Raw genomic sequence first — 12,980 nt, 5'->3', positions numbered from 1 at the left:
GGATGTACGTCTTGTTTTGCGAAAGAGTTCCGTCAGCCCAGCTTGCGCAAAGGCTCGCTTCCGTCCCAGTTGACCGATGCGTCCTTGATCATCTGGAAGATGGCGTCGGCGCCGGTCATGTTTTGTAGCAGTTCGATCACATGCCCCGGTCCTGAACCCGGATCGACATAGATCACTTCGCCGTCTTCACCTACTTTGCCTTCGACCAGAATTTCCGCCCCGGCTTCAGCACAGGCGGCCCGCGCTTCGGCAATGGAATCGACGAAGATGCAGATGTGGTGCAACTGGTCGGTCACCGCGTATTCGCCGCTATAGATCGACGGTTCGCGGTTTTCCGGGCGGATCAGTTCGATCTGCACATCGCCCCAGTATGCGATGGCGATGGAAAAGACCGCGCCGGTGGGCACGCCTTTGTATTTCGCTTCGCCAAGGGCCACGTTCTCCATCAGGTAGAACGGGCCGACGCCCATCGTTTCGGTCCAGTATTTTACCGCCGCATCAAAATCTTGCGGCAGGTATGCAAGCTGGCCGACCGGGCCGAGCGCGGTGATGGGGCGGGTCATGCGAACAGGCCCTCCGGCGCTTCGAGCAGGCCTTTCAGCGTTTGCAGGAACTGCGCGCCCAATGCGCCGTCGATGGCGCGGTGATCGACCGACAGGGTGAAGGAAATCCGGCTTTCGAACGCGATGTCGCCATTGGCGGCTTCCACTGCAACCCGGTTTACCCCTCCCACGGCAAGGATCGCGCCTTGGGGCGGGTTGATGATCGCGTCGAAATTCTCGATCCCGAACATGCCGAGGTTGGAGACGGAGAAGGTGCCGCCGTCCATATCCTCATACCCCAGCTTGCCCGCCTGTGCCTTGTCGATCAGCGCGCGGGTGGTGGCGGCGATCTGGGCGATGTGCATCCGGTCGGCCTGCCGGACGATGGGAGTGACAAGACCCTTGGGGCTGGCCACCGCAATCGCCACGTCGGCATGGGGATAGCTGTGGACGCTGTCGCCATGGACCTGCACGTTGACATCCGGGTGCTTGACCAGCGCCATGGCCACGGCCTTGACGATGTAATCGTTGATCGACGCTTTCGTGCCCAGCACCAGATTGGCAGTCTTGCGCAGGGCCATCAGTTCATCGACCGCCGCCGAAACGCGCAGGTAGAAGTGGGGGATGGTCTGCTTGGCTTCGGTCAGGCGCTTGGCCACAACCTTGCGCACCTTGTCGAACGGCTGAACCGTGGGCTGGTTGGCGACCAGTTCAAACGGCGCACCGAACGACACTGCGCCCGCCGGAGCGGCAGGTTTGACCAGCGCCAGCACATCAGCCTTCGAGATACGCCCACGCGCGCCGGTGCCGATGACATTGGCAAGGTTGATGCCGTGCTGCGCGGCGATGCGCCGGGCCAGCGGCGATGCGAACACTTCGGGCGTGTCTTCCACCAGTTGCGCGCCGCCCTTGTAGGATAGGCTGCGTTCGGGGCGCAGTGCCTGCACCACGTCCTGATAGGTGATGCGTCCGTTGCGGCCCGACCCTTCGATGGGTTCGATATCGACGCCTTCGGCTTCAGCCAGCTTCAAGGCTTCGGGGCTGATCGCGCGGTTGGTGACGATCTTGGTGGGCGTGCGGACAGGGGCCGCAGCCGGAGCAGCGGGTGCTGCTGCCGGGGCCGGAGCCGAACTGCCGCCGCCCTTGGCCGCCACGGAAGTTTCGGCAGGCTTGAAGCTTTCGATGAAGGCATCGACTTCGGCATCAGTGGTGTCGGCATCGGCAAACACGCCCAGCAGCGCGCCAACCGGGTGGGCTTCATCGCTGGCAGGCGTCAGCAGGCGCTTCAAGACCGCATCGTATTCCGCTTCGACCTCGTTGGTGATCTTGGCAGTTTCGATAAGGCACAGCACCTGACCCTTGGTGAAGGCGTCGCCTTCGTTGACCATCCATTCGGCGATGGTGCCCTCGGTCATTTCGATGCCCCATTTGGGCATACAGAATGGGCGGATATTGGCCATTTCGCGGCTCCTCAACGGTAGCTTAGAACCTTGCGTACCGCCGCTTCGATCTTGTCGATCGAAGGGAGGTAGGCAGATTCCAGCTCACGCGCGAACGGGATGGGGGTGTGCGGCGGATTGATCGCCTGCGGCGGCGCTTTCAGGCTGGCAAAGGCCTTGTTGGCGACCGTGGCGCAGATATCGGCGGCAAGGCTGCAACGCGGGGGCGCTTCGTCAACCACGATCAGGCGGCCGGTCACTTCGACGGAATCGAGGATGGTTTCCTCGTCAATCGGGCTGGTGGTGCGAAGGTCGATCACGTCGCAACCGATGCCTTCTGCGGCCAGCTTGTCGGCAACCGCTTCGCAGAACCCCAGAAGCAGGCCGGTGGAGACGATGGTCACGTCCTGCCCGGCGCGCGAAAGGCGGGCATGGCCGAACGGGATCATGTATTCCGGGTCATCCGGCACTTCGCCTGAAACGCCGTAAAGCGCCTTGTGTTCAAGGAAAATCACCGGATCATCATCGCGGATGGCGGTGCGCAGCAGGCCCTTCACGTCAGCAGGCGTGGTGGGCATGACGACCTTGAGGCCGGGCATCCCGGTCAGGATCTGGTGGACGGCCTGGCTGTGCTGTGCCGCCGCGTTATAGCCCGCGCCATAGGCCATGCGGATGACTGCAGGGCACTTGGTCTTGCCACCGAACATATAGCGGAACTTGGCCAACTGGTTCCAGATCTGGTCCAGCGAAACACCTATGAAGTCGGCAAACATCAGTTCGGCAATCGGGCGTTTGCCCGAAAGCGCAAGGCCCGCTGCCGCGCCCATGATGGCGCTTTCCGAAATCGGCGTATCGATCACGCGGTCCGCGCCGAATTTGCCGAACAGGCCGGTTGAGGTGGACCAGATGCCGCCGATGGCTTCAGGCCCGCCGGGCGTGCCCATGCCGCCAACGATATCTTCGCCCAAGCAAACGACGTTTTCGTCGCGCTCCATTTCTTCTGCGATCGTCGATACGACGGCGTCGCGATACATCATCTTTGCCATTGTCGTGTCGCTCCCGCTCAGTACGAAATATAGACGTCGGTAAGGACGTCTTCGGCGGTGGGACGGTCAGCGGCCTTGGCCTGGCGGACCGATTCTTCGATGGCTTCAAGCACTTCGGCGTCGAGCGCGTCGAGGTCTGCGTCTGTCAGCAGCTTGGCCTGTGTTACGCTCTCGCGGAACTTTTTCAGGCAGTCGCGTTCTGCACGGATGCGGTCAAGTTCGCCGGGGCCGCGATAGCGCTGCGGATCGCCTTCGAAGTGGCCGAAGAAGCGTTCGGTATCAAATTCCACCGCTGCCGGACCATTGCCAGGGACGCGGACATATTCCAGCACTTCGCGCATGGTTTCGAACACGCTGAAGAAATCGGTGCCGTCACCGCGCCACACCTTCATGCCGAATGCTTCGGCGCGGCTGGCGATGTCCTTGTTGGTGCCAACCGCGTATTCGAACCCGGTGTGTTCGGAATAGTGGTTGTTTTCAAACACGAAGATCGTGGCGGCCTTGGTCACGACCGCCATGTTCATGGCTTCGAACGTGGTGCCCTGGTTGCACGCGCCGTCGCCCGAAAAGGTGATGGCGACGTGGCCCTTGCCATCGATCTTGCAGGCAATGCCCGCGCCGACGCCGATGGGTGAACCTGCACCGACAATGCCGTTGGCGCCCAGCATGCCCTTGTCGACATCGGCAATGTGCATGGAACCGCCCTTGCCTTTGCACAGGCCTTCGCGGCTGCCCCAGATTTCTTTCATCATGCCGTTCACGTCACAGCCCTTGGCAAGGCAGTGACCATGGCCGCGATGGGTGGAGACGATCTTGTCTTCGACCGAAAGATGTTCGCACACACCCACGGCAACGGCTTCCTGCCCGCAGTAAAGGTGGGTGAACCCGGCGATTTCACCGGTCTGAATATCGACGTGCAGGCGTTCCTCGAATTCGCGGATCACCTTCATCTGGCGATAGGCGCGCAATAGCGCCTCGCGGCTCAGCTGCATCCTTCTTTCCCTTTATAGACCGAGCACAGTGCGGGCGATGATGCCCGACTGCACTTCGTTGGTTCCGCCGAAAATGGTCCAGGCACGGCTGTTGAGATACCGCGCCGAGGCGACTTGCGCACCCTTGGAATGGATCGCCGCAGGGGCATTGTCGCCATAGAATGGGCGCGCGAAATCAAGCTGAAGGCCCGCCGCGCCGTAAAGATCGACCGCCAACAGATCGACATCCTGCCGCAGGTTGGAAGCCAGCATCTTGCACAGCGAGGTCTGCGGCCCCGGCGCCCGGCCCTTGGCCACTTCGGAAAGGATTTTCAGTTCGATCATTTCCAGCGACTGAATGCCAAGGCGGACTTTGGCCACCCGGCGCTTCCAGTCGCGGTCATCGGCAAGCTTGCCGCCGTGGCCATCAGGTTCGGTGCCTGCGGCCTGTTCGATCTGGTCGAGATCGTATTCCAGCTTGGGCGAATGGCAAGATCCGCCGCGTTCGTTTTCCAGCAGGAACTTGGCGAGTTTCCAGCCGTCGCCTTCTTCACCGATGCGGTCTTCGACCGGGACGATGGCGTCTTCAAGAAAGACCTGGTTGACTTCATGGTCGCCCGCCAGCGTCAGCAATGGGCCAACGGTGACGCCGGGCTGGTTCATGTCAACCAGCACGAACGAAATGCCCGCCTGCTTTTTGACCGAAGCATCGGTGCGGACCAGGCAGAACATCTTGTTGGCCCAATGGGCGTGCGTGGTCCAGATCTTCGATCCGTTGAGCTTGTAATGCGTGCCGTCTTCGGAAAGCGTGGCGCGGCATTGCAGCGAGGCAAGGTCGGACCCACTGCCGGGTTCGGAAAAGCCCTGACACCAGTAATCTTCGCCCGACAGGATGCGGGGCAGATACTTGGCCTTCTGATCGGGCGTGCCGAACGTGTAGATGACCGGGGCGACCAGTTTGAGGCCAAGCACGGTCAGGTTCGGCGCGCCTGCCAGCGCACATTCCTTTTCAAAGATATAGCGCTGAACCGGCGACCAGCCAGTGCCGCCCGCGTGGGTGGGCCATTGATAACCGAGCCAGCCCTGCTGATTCAGGATACCGTTCCAGCGCTGGCCGATATCGGGTTCGACGAACACGGTGGGCGATGATGCCGCGCCGTCGATTACGTCTTGCGGCAGGTTGGCCGCAAGGAAGGCGCGCACTTCGTCGCGGAAGGCCAGTTCGTCGGGGGAAAGATCGATATCCATGGGTTTTGCTTAGCGTTCGAGGATGGTGACGGCAGAGACGCCGGGCGCGCCATAGACGTGGGTATAGGCGGTTTTGGGATTGCCGGGCACCTGCCGCCCGCCGCCATCGCCACGCAACTGGACGACGTTTTCGTAAACCTGCCGCAGGCCCGATGCGCCGATGGGTTCGCCACAGGCAAGACAGCCGCCGTCGGTGTTGACCGGCAGCTTGCCGGCAATTTCGGTAAGCCCTTCGGCCAGCCAGCGTTCCTGATCGCCATCGGCGCAGAACCCGTTTTCGGCCATGTGCATGATTTCGGCACCGGCTTCGGTATCCTGAAGCTGGGCCACGGCGATGTCTTCCGGCCCGATGCCGGCCATGCGGAAAGCGTCAGCGCTGGCAATGCGGGTGGCGGTGGCCTTTCCGCCGCCAATATCGATGGACGGGGCGAATACTTCAAAGCTGCCGGGCGGGCGGGTGCGCATGGCAGCCGCTTTCAGCCGGATCAGTGGTTTACCCAGCTCGCGCGCTTTCTTTTCGCTGGCAAGGATCAGCGCGACGCCGCCTTCTGCCGGAGAGCAGAACATATATTTGGTATAAGGATCGGACACCAGCGGGGCGTCAAGGATCGTCTCCAGATCTACCGGTTCGCGCCGCCATGCGTGGGGGGCGTGAACGGCATTGCGGAACGCCTTGTTGGCCACGCGGCCCAGTGTTTGCTGGCTGATGCCGTGATCGTGCATATACCGCATGATCTTGTTGGCGAAGAACTGGGTGGTAATCATGTATCCGGCATCGCCATACCAGTCGGGCAGGTTGTATTCCGACGGCAGGGCATTGAACGCGCCGCGCGGATGCTTGTCAAAGCCCACGGCCATGCCGATTTCAAATTCGCCCGACTTGATCGCCATCTGCGCCGAAAACAGCGCCGATCCGCCCGCCGCACAGCCATTGCGCACGTTGATGAACTGCACCCCGGTCAGCCCAAGGCGTTCGACCATGGTATCGGGATTGCCGGCAGAATCCGATCCGCCATAGGCGAACTGCACATCACCCCATGCAATTCCGGCATCGGCCAGCGCCTGACGCACCGCGAATACGCCCTGATCCAGACCCGAAAGGCCATCGGTGCGCCCAAACGGGTGGATGCCGATACCGACGATGCAGACGTCGCCGCTCATGCTGCGGTCCCTTCAGGCTGAAATGCGTGGATCATCACCGGGTCTGTCGCATCGGGATCGAGCGGGACAAGGGTGAGTTCAAGCGGCATGCCGATGCGGATGTCTTCGAACGCAACATTGGCAAGGCGGGCCTCGACAATCACTTCGCCGGGCAGTTCGACATAGCCGACCGGCCATGGGCGGAACGCTTCCGGCCCGGCATAAGGCGGCGATTTGGGGCGGTAGCGCTGGATCGTGTAGGACCATAGCGTGCCAGTGCGCGACAGCGGCACGGGGGCGAACCTGTCACCGGGGGGGCAGGGGAAGACCACGCGGCCGCTCTCACGGTCACGTCCGCCGATCAGGCGCGGCGGGTTTTCTTCGGTAAGCAGCCCTTCGGCGATAACGCGCATTGCTCTCCCAGTTCGGCAACGATTCCTGTGTTTCCCCTTAAGCCACCCGAATGCCCCCTTTGCCGACTCTGCAAAACGCTAGGGTTGTCCCTTTTACCAGTGTGCCAAGGTCTGCACGGCGAGAGGGATTCTTGATGACCGGAACTTGGGACTACATCGTGGTGGGGGCGGGGAGCGCCGGCTGTGTGGTGGCCGAACGGCTGAGCGCCGATGGCAAATCGCGCGTGCTGGTGCTGGAAGCGGGCGGCGAGAACGACAGCTTCTGGGTGACGCTGCCCAAAGGCGTGGCCAAGCTGGTGACCAATCCGAAGCATGTCTGGGCCTATCCGGTGACGCAGCCGCGAGAAGATGGCGCGCCCGCCAATGAAGTGTGGATTCGCGGCAAGGGGCTGGGCGGATCGTCAGCGGTGAACGGCATGATCTGGAGCCGTGGCGAGCCTGCCGATTATGACGCATGGGAAGCGGGCGGCGCAACCGGCTGGAACGGCCAGAGCATGACTGAGGCTTTCCTTGCGCTGGAAGACCATGCGGCGGGTGCGGGGCCAATGCGCGGGGCGGGCGGGCGCGTGCACGTCGACCCTGCCATCTACAGCTACCCCCTGACCGAAGCGATGATCGGCGCGGGCGAGGCGGTGGGCCTGAAGCGGGTGGATGACCTGAACGGCACGCCGGGGCCGCGTATCGGGCTTTACACCCACAACATCCGCAAGGGTAAGCGCCAGAGCAGCGCCCACACCTTCCTTGCTGCCGCGCGCAAACGCCCCAACGTGGACGTGGTGACCGGCGCGCTGGCCGAACGGGTGGTAATCGAAAATGGCCGCGCTGTGGCGGTTGAAGCCACGGTCAATGGCATGGTGCGCCGGTTTGACTGCGCAGGCGAAGTGATCGTCACCGGCGGGGCGATGGAAAGCCCGCTACTGTTGCAGCGGTCGGGCATTGGCGATGGTGAACGGTTGAAAGCCGCAGGCATCACGCCACTGGTGCAATCGCCCGATGTGGGCGAGCGCATGATTGAACATCTGGCCTTTGCCATGCCGTATCGGCTGGCACACGGACGCGGATCAAGCGACCAGTTGCGCGGGGTGGGCGCGATGCTGGCGATGCTGCGCTGGATCACCACGCGAAAGGGCGTGATGGCAACCGGGCCGTTCGAAGTGGGCGGGTTCTGCAATGTCGCGCACCCTGACGGGCGCACCGACGCGCAGATCTACATGGGCGGCTATACCTTTGCCGTGGGCGACGACAAGAACCCGGTGCCACTGGACAAGATCGATCCGCGCCCGGGCCTGACCATCTATGGCCAACTCCTGCGCCTGACCAGCGAAGCGTCGGTGCGGGCAGGCGGGCCGAAGTCGTCCGACGCGGCGGTGATCGCGCCCAACTGGCTGACGACCGAGCATGATCGCAAATCCGCCGTGGCCATGGTGCGTTTCATGCGCAAGCTGATGCATGCAGGGCCACTGGCCGGGATGATCGGGGATGAAGTGATCCCCGGCGCAGGGGTGGAAAGCGACGAGGATATTCTTGAAGCGTTCCGCAAACTGGCAAGCTGCGGGCTGCACGCCATCGGATCATGCCGCATGGGGGCCGATGATCGCGCGGTGGTGGACCCGGCGCTGAAAGTGCGCGGGGTGGATGGCTTGCGCGTGGTCGACTGTTCGGTCATGCCCGGCCATGTTACCGGAAATACCAATGCTCCGGCCATGGCCATGGGATACCGCGCAGGTGCGCTGATTTTGCAGGATCGCAAGGGATAGCATGACCACGACCGCTGAAATCCGCCGTCCGCAAATGGGCTGGACCATGTTGGAAACCCCACGCTTTCTGACAGAAGCGGCGATGCTGGCGCTGGCCTGGCCCATGCTGGGCAAGGCGCCGCGCGGCGATGGCCATCCGGTGATGGTCCTGCCCGGCTTTGCCACCAATGATGGCATGACCGTGCTGTTGCGCAGCTTTCTGGCAAAGCTGGGCTATCAGGTGTTCCCGTGGGATTTGGGCTGGAATCTGGACCAGCATTCGGCTGGCGAAAATGGCGAACATCTGGCGGCGCGGATCGATGCCATTGCTGCGCAGACCCACCAGAAAGTCAGCCTTGTCGGGTGGAGCCTTGGCGGCGTGATTGCCCGCGAAGCGGCGCGGCGCGACCATGGTGGCCTGCGTCAGATCGTGACGCTGGGCAGCCCGTTCACCGGCAATCCGCGCGCCACCAGCCTGACATCGCTATATGAAATGCTGACCGGCAATGTGGTGACATCGGACGAAACCGCTGCCCGCTATGCCGGTGGGCATCACCCATTGCCGGTGCCGTCCACCGCCATCTTTTCACGCAGCGACGGCATCACCGCATGGGAAAACTGCGTCAGCGCAACCGATCCGCACACCGAAAACATCGAAGTTCACTGCAGCCATTTCGGCTTCGTCGCCAACCCCGGCGTGTTCTGGGCGGTGGCCGACCGGCTGGCCCTGCCCGACGGGCAATGGCGCAAGTTTGAAGCGAAGGGACCATTTGCCAGCTTTTATCCTTAAAGGATCAGTTATTCCTGAATGCTTCCGGTCGGCCCGGACTTGAAGGAGGTGTTTGGGGAAGAAGTGTCGGAGAGGGTGTGATCGGGCAGCGGCAGGGTTCGGCGATCAGGCAGAACGGGTGCCCAACCTATTTGTATCCGGCTTCTTTCAGGTGGCGAATTGCCAGAACCGTGACGGTGTCGTCATCTACGCGGTATCGTGCGATATAGCCGCTGTCGCCGAAGTCGATTGGCCATTCCCGGTAGTGGTCGGGCAGGTCTTCTATCAAGCGACCCATGCGCGGATACGCGCCCAGTCCCTTTATCCCCTGCCGGATGGCCTCGCCAGCACGTCGGGCGGCGTCGGCGTTCTTGGGTTGCAGGAAATCGCGTAGGCGTTGCATGTCCCGGATGGCTGCCGGGGCAAAAACTATTTGTGGCATTGTGGTGCGGGCAGCTCGTTATCCGTTCCCCAGCTTGCCAGCCACTTTTCAACCTCATCTGCCGTGACGTGCAGCCCAGTCGTCTGAAACTCTTCCCATGCTTTCAGCGTGTCCTGTCGCAGCGCTTCGCGCTTTTCCTCACGGTCGACATATTGCGCAATGGCTTCGCGCATGATCCAGTGAGAGCTGCGGCGCCGAGTTTCGGCCAGATGCTGAATGCGTCCTTTCAGGTCATCGTCCAGCTTGATTGATGTTGCCGATGCCATGGCGACGACCTCCACGCTAAAAGGTAATACCTGAAGATACTTTACACTACCCAAGCTGCAATGTCCAATTCCGGCAGGTGGATATTTGGCGCATTGCTTCGGCTATCGCCGGTGTGCTTGGCATGAAGGTGGAAGCTGGCGGGCTGTGGCCTGTTGATTCCAGCCAAAGTGCCACGATAACAAGCATGACCGGGGTGAAATTCAGCGATGACGGCAACTTCCATCCCTCCTGGCATCCCATCTGGCACACCTGCTGCTGAGGTTGACCATAACGCGCCCATCGGAACGTCGGTTCTGCTGCGCTATGGCGTGGGGCAATTGGGCGCACAGGTGTTTCGCGATACGCCCGCAGTGCTGTTGCCGCTGTTCCTGACAACGATGCTGGGCGTGCAGGCATGGCTGGCCGGGCTGGTCGTGCTGGTGCCCAAGCTGTGGCTGATCGTGTGCGACCCGCTGGTGGGGGCATGGTCTGACCGTCTGCGGGGCAAATATGGCCGCGCGCCGTTTCTGGTGGCGGGCGCTGTGCTGACCGGTTTTGGCTTTATCGCTCTGTTCACGCTGACAAAAAGCAGCAGCCCATTGCTGTCTGCGGGGATCACCTGCTTCCTGTTCTTCCTCGCCTCCACCGCGTTTTCGATGTTCTCGGTGCCCTATCTGGCGATTGCCGCTGCGCTTTCGCACGACGCGCACGAACGTACCCGGATCATGGTGTTCCGCATGGTGTTTTCGACGCTGGGCGTGCTGGTGGGCGTGGGCGTGGCGCAACCGCTGGTCTATGGCCTTGGCGGTGGCGACTTTGGCTGGACGGTGATGGCGTGGGTGCTGGGCCTTGCGTCGATGGCCACCATGCTGGTCACCGCGCTGGGCCTTGCTCGCGTGCCGATGATCGTGGATGCGGGTGTGCCGGGCAGCCTGCTCAGCCAGTTGGGCGCGATCCGGCAGAACAAGCCCTATCTGGTGCTGCTGGCGGCGTGCCTGATGCAGACCGTGGGGCAGGCGGCGGGCTATACCGTGATCGGCTTCATCTATCTTTACGCGCTGAAGGCCGTGTGGATCGTGCCGGTGTTCATCCTTGTCATGGCGATTTGCGGCATTGCGGCACAGCCGATGTGGCTGCACCTTTCGCGCAAGTGGGGCAAGGAACGCGCCTATGTGGTGGCGTCGACCGTGTGGGCATTTGTGACGGCGACGTGGTATTTCATCCATCCGGCTGATGACGTGCTGGTGACGCTGCCGGGCGTTGGCGCGCTGGGCACGCAGCATGTGCTGGTGCTGGTGCGCGGCGGGCTGATTGGCGTGGTCAATTCGGCGTTCGTCATGCTGTCGCTGTCGATGCTGACCGATACCATCGATTATCAGCGCCGCCGTGTTGGCGTGGCCAACGAAGGTGTGTTTGCGGGCCTGTTCTCGGCAGTGGAAAAGCTTTCGTTCGCGCTTGGGCCGGTGCTGGCGGGTCTGGTGATGAGCGCGTTCGGCTTTGTTTCGTCCACTGGCGGGGCGGTGGAACAGACGCCTGAGGCGATTCACGGCATCGTGCTGCTTTACAGCCTGATTCCGGTGGCCACCCAGATTCTCAGCCTGATGATCTTTTCGCGCTACCGGCTGGACCGGGCGTGAAGCTGACTGTTCCTTTGAATTTTAAGGGTAACGATATGAAGAAGCGCGCGATTTCCATGGTGCTGGCCTTGGCTGGCGTGGGCCTGATGGCGGGCAGCGCTGCGGCGGCTCCGGCGGCGGGTGATGCTGTGGCCGGCAAGCGCGTGTTCCTGCGCTGCATGGCCTGCCACGCGGTTACGCCAGGCGCGCCGAACAAGGTGGGACCGAACCTTGCAGGCGTGGTCGGGCGCAAGGCGGGCATGGCCAAGGGCTTCCGCTATTCCGCCGCGATGACCAAGGCGACTGCTGTGAAGTGGGACGAGGCGACGCTCGACAAGTGGCTGACGCGGCCTGCCAGCGTGGTGCCGGGCACATCGATGGTGTTCGCAGGCCTGCCCAATGCGGCGGATCGCAAGGCGGTGATCGCCTATCTGAAGAAGCCGGTTCCTTGAGCGTTCAGGTGCGTGCCGTTTCACGCCGTGGGCTGATGGCGGGGGCCGGGGCGATGGCTGCTCTTGTGGCGGCCACGCCGGTGCTGGGGGCAGTGGTAAAATCTGCCTCGCGCCAGTTGCGCACAGGCGATGGCCGGGTTGTGCGGGTGACCGAATGGAAGCCTGCGGGCAAGCCGCGCGGTACCATCCTGTTTTCGCATGGGGCCGGGTCTGCGCCGTGGCATTATGATCTGATCGTGCTGCCATGGGTGGATGCCGGGTGGCGTGTGGTTGCGCCGCTGCATGTGGATTCACGCGAACACCCCGACACCGCGCGGTTTCCGGGTCTGGCAAGCTGGAAAACCCGGATCGAGGATATGCGCCTGCTGATTGCAGAGCTGGAGGGCAAGCCCTTCATCGCCGCAGGGCATTCCTATGGCGGGCTGGTGGCGCTGACGCTGGGCGGGGCGCAAGCCGTTCCGCCTGAAGGTATGGCCCTGCCGCTGGTGCCAAGGCTGGCGCAGGCGGTCATCGCCTTTTCGCCGCCTGCGCCGGTGCCGGTACTGGTGACAGAAGCGGGATATGGCGCGCTGGCCGTGCCCGCGCTGATCCAGACGGGCACGCGCGATGTGCTGCCGGGCGGGCTTTCGGGTGATGGCTGGACCGGACATCTGGTGCCGTTCACCGCAGCGGCGGCAGGCGGCAATCGTTATGGTCTGGTGCTGGACGGGGTGGACCATTACTTTGGCGGCACCATCTGCGATCTGACACGTCCCGGCCCGCCGCAACTGGCGCAGATCGACCTCGCCAACCGCTATGTCGGGCTGTTCCTTGCCGGGTTTGGTGCGGGCGATGCGGCGGCACGCAAGGCGCTGGACGCGCGCGTGACGGACGCATTTCCGGCGCGATTGCAGCGCAAGTAACACGCCAATTTCGCGGAC

The 12,980-nt window shown here is 62.7% G+C and carries 14 protein-coding genes; 5 read left to right on the top strand and 9 right to left on the bottom strand.

What is annotated here, in order from left to right; all coding sequences use genetic code 11:
• Positions 1-32: 32 nt before the first annotated feature.
• Genes OVA07_RS17335 through OVA07_RS17305 form a run of 7 tightly spaced genes read right to left on the bottom strand, consistent with a single transcriptional unit; the run spans position 33 to position 6,799 of the window.
• Complete coding sequence (locus OVA07_RS17335; protein WP_268172936.1) at positions 33-563, bottom strand: VOC family protein; 531 nt, start codon at positions 561-563, stop codon at positions 33-35.
• On the bottom strand, positions 560-2,002 hold the full coding sequence (locus OVA07_RS17330; RefSeq protein ID WP_268172935.1) for a dihydrolipoamide acetyltransferase family protein: 1,443 nt from the start codon (positions 2,000-2,002) through the stop codon (positions 560-562). Before OVA07_RS17330 ends, OVA07_RS17335 begins: the two co-directional genes overlap by 4 nt.
• An 11-nt stretch (positions 2,003-2,013) precedes the next feature.
• Positions 2,014-3,027: an alpha-ketoacid dehydrogenase subunit beta gene (locus OVA07_RS17325; RefSeq protein WP_268172934.1), complete on the bottom strand. Its 1,014-nt coding sequence runs from the start codon at positions 3,025-3,027 to the stop codon at positions 2,014-2,016.
• Between the two features lie 17 nt (positions 3,028-3,044).
• Positions 3,045-4,019 carry a thiamine pyrophosphate-dependent dehydrogenase E1 component subunit alpha gene (locus OVA07_RS17320; protein ID WP_268172933.1) on the bottom strand — a complete coding sequence of 325 codons (975 nt, stop codon included), beginning with the start codon at positions 4,017-4,019 and terminating at the stop codon, positions 3,045-3,047.
• Positions 4,020-4,031: 12 nt separating this feature from the next.
• Positions 4,032-5,246 (bottom strand): acyl-CoA dehydrogenase family protein, encoded by a 1,215-nt coding sequence (locus tag OVA07_RS17315; protein WP_268172932.1) that lies wholly within the window; start codon positions 5,244-5,246, stop codon positions 4,032-4,034.
• A gap of 9 nt (positions 5,247-5,255) precedes the next feature.
• The gene (locus tag OVA07_RS17310) at positions 5,256-6,407 is read right to left on the bottom strand and encodes a thiolase family protein (RefSeq protein WP_268172931.1); all 1,152 of its coding nucleotides are present in this window, start codon (positions 6,405-6,407) and stop codon (positions 5,256-5,258) included.
• On the bottom strand, positions 6,404-6,799 hold the full coding sequence (locus OVA07_RS17305) for a Zn-ribbon domain-containing OB-fold protein (RefSeq protein ID WP_268172930.1): 396 nt from the start codon (positions 6,797-6,799) through the stop codon (positions 6,404-6,406). Before OVA07_RS17305 ends, OVA07_RS17310 begins: the two co-directional genes overlap by 4 nt.
• Positions 6,800-6,933: 134 nt before the next feature.
• On the opposite strand from OVA07_RS17305, the gene OVA07_RS17300 reads away from it, so the two are divergent.
• Together OVA07_RS17300 and OVA07_RS17295 are read left to right on the top strand one after the other, a co-directional pair.
• On the top strand, positions 6,934-8,556 hold the full coding sequence (locus OVA07_RS17300; protein WP_268172929.1) for a GMC family oxidoreductase: 1,623 nt from the start codon (positions 6,934-6,936) through the stop codon (positions 8,554-8,556).
• A 1-nt stretch (position 8,557) separates the two neighbouring features.
• Positions 8,558-9,325, top strand: coding sequence for an esterase/lipase family protein (locus OVA07_RS17295; protein ID WP_268172928.1), 768 nt, complete (start codon positions 8,558-8,560; stop codon positions 9,323-9,325).
• Between the two features lie 127 nt (positions 9,326-9,452).
• On the opposite strand, the gene OVA07_RS17290 is transcribed toward OVA07_RS17295, so the two are convergent.
• Positions 9,453-9,707, bottom strand: coding sequence for a type II toxin-antitoxin system RelE/ParE family toxin (locus OVA07_RS17290; RefSeq protein ID WP_268172927.1), 255 nt, complete (start codon positions 9,705-9,707; stop codon positions 9,453-9,455).
• A 26-nt stretch (positions 9,708-9,733) separates the two neighbouring features.
• Complete coding sequence (locus OVA07_RS17285; RefSeq protein WP_268172926.1) at positions 9,734-10,012, bottom strand: CopG family ribbon-helix-helix protein; 279 nt, start codon at positions 10,010-10,012, stop codon at positions 9,734-9,736.
• 207 nt (positions 10,013-10,219) lie between these two features.
• Here OVA07_RS17285 and OVA07_RS17280 point away from each other — a divergent pair, with 207 nt between their 5' ends.
• Genes OVA07_RS17280 through OVA07_RS17270 form a run of 3 tightly spaced genes read left to right on the top strand, consistent with a single transcriptional unit; the run spans position 10,220 to position 12,962 of the window.
• On the top strand, positions 10,220-11,629 hold the full coding sequence (locus tag OVA07_RS17280) for an MFS transporter (RefSeq protein WP_268172925.1): 1,410 nt from the start codon (positions 10,220-10,222) through the stop codon (positions 11,627-11,629).
• 35 nt (positions 11,630-11,664) lie between these two features.
• Positions 11,665-12,060, top strand: coding sequence for a c-type cytochrome (locus OVA07_RS17275; protein WP_268172924.1), 396 nt, complete (start codon positions 11,665-11,667; stop codon positions 12,058-12,060).
• A complete protein-coding gene (locus OVA07_RS17270) occupies positions 12,057-12,962 on the top strand; it encodes an alpha/beta hydrolase (RefSeq protein WP_268172923.1) in 906 nt (301 codons plus the stop codon). The genes OVA07_RS17275 and OVA07_RS17270 overlap by 4 nt, the downstream gene beginning before the upstream one ends.
• Positions 12,963-12,980: the final 18 nt, after the last annotated feature.

The organism is Novosphingobium sp. SL115 (assembly GCF_026672515.1).
In the GTDB taxonomy this organism is placed as follows: domain Bacteria; phylum Pseudomonadota; class Alphaproteobacteria; order Sphingomonadales; family Sphingomonadaceae; genus Novosphingobium.
This window is presented reverse-complemented; position numbering and strand designations above follow the sequence as displayed.

Bases quoted from the DNA above. Each gene is read 5' to 3' on its own strand.
- OVA07_RS17305 (WP_268172930.1), bottom strand. From the start codon at position 6,799: ATGCGCGTTATCGCCGAAGGGCTGCTTACCGAAGAAAACCCGCCGCGC.
- OVA07_RS17295 (WP_268172928.1), top strand. From the start codon at position 8,558: ATGACCACGACCGCTGAAATCCGCCGTCCGCAAATGGGCTGGACCATG.
- OVA07_RS17280 (WP_268172925.1), top strand. From the start codon at position 10,220: ATGACGGCAACTTCCATCCCTCCTGGCATCCCATCTGGCACACCTGCT.
- OVA07_RS17325 (WP_268172934.1), bottom strand. From the start codon at position 3,027: ATGGCAAAGATGATGTATCGCGACGCCGTCGTATCGACGATCGCAGAA.
- OVA07_RS17320 (WP_268172933.1), bottom strand. From the start codon at position 4,019: ATGCAGCTGAGCCGCGAGGCGCTATTGCGCGCCTATCGCCAGATGAAG.
- OVA07_RS17330 (WP_268172935.1), bottom strand. From the start codon at position 2,002: ATGGCCAATATCCGCCCATTCTGTATGCCCAAATGGGGCATCGAAATG.
- OVA07_RS17275 (WP_268172924.1), top strand. From the start codon at position 11,665: ATGAAGAAGCGCGCGATTTCCATGGTGCTGGCCTTGGCTGGCGTGGGC.
- OVA07_RS17315 (WP_268172932.1), bottom strand. From the start codon at position 5,246: ATGGATATCGATCTTTCCCCCGACGAACTGGCCTTCCGCGACGAAGTG.
- OVA07_RS17300 (WP_268172929.1), top strand. From the start codon at position 6,934: ATGACCGGAACTTGGGACTACATCGTGGTGGGGGCGGGGAGCGCCGGC.
- OVA07_RS17290 (WP_268172927.1), bottom strand. From the start codon at position 9,707: ATGCAACGCCTACGCGATTTCCTGCAACCCAAGAACGCCGACGCCGCC.
- OVA07_RS17310 (WP_268172931.1), bottom strand. From the start codon at position 6,407: ATGAGCGGCGACGTCTGCATCGTCGGTATCGGCATCCACCCGTTTGGG.
- OVA07_RS17285 (WP_268172926.1), bottom strand. From the start codon at position 10,012: ATGGCATCGGCAACATCAATCAAGCTGGACGATGACCTGAAAGGACGC.
- OVA07_RS17335 (WP_268172936.1), bottom strand. From the start codon at position 563: ATGACCCGCCCCATCACCGCGCTCGGCCCGGTCGGCCAGCTTGCATAC.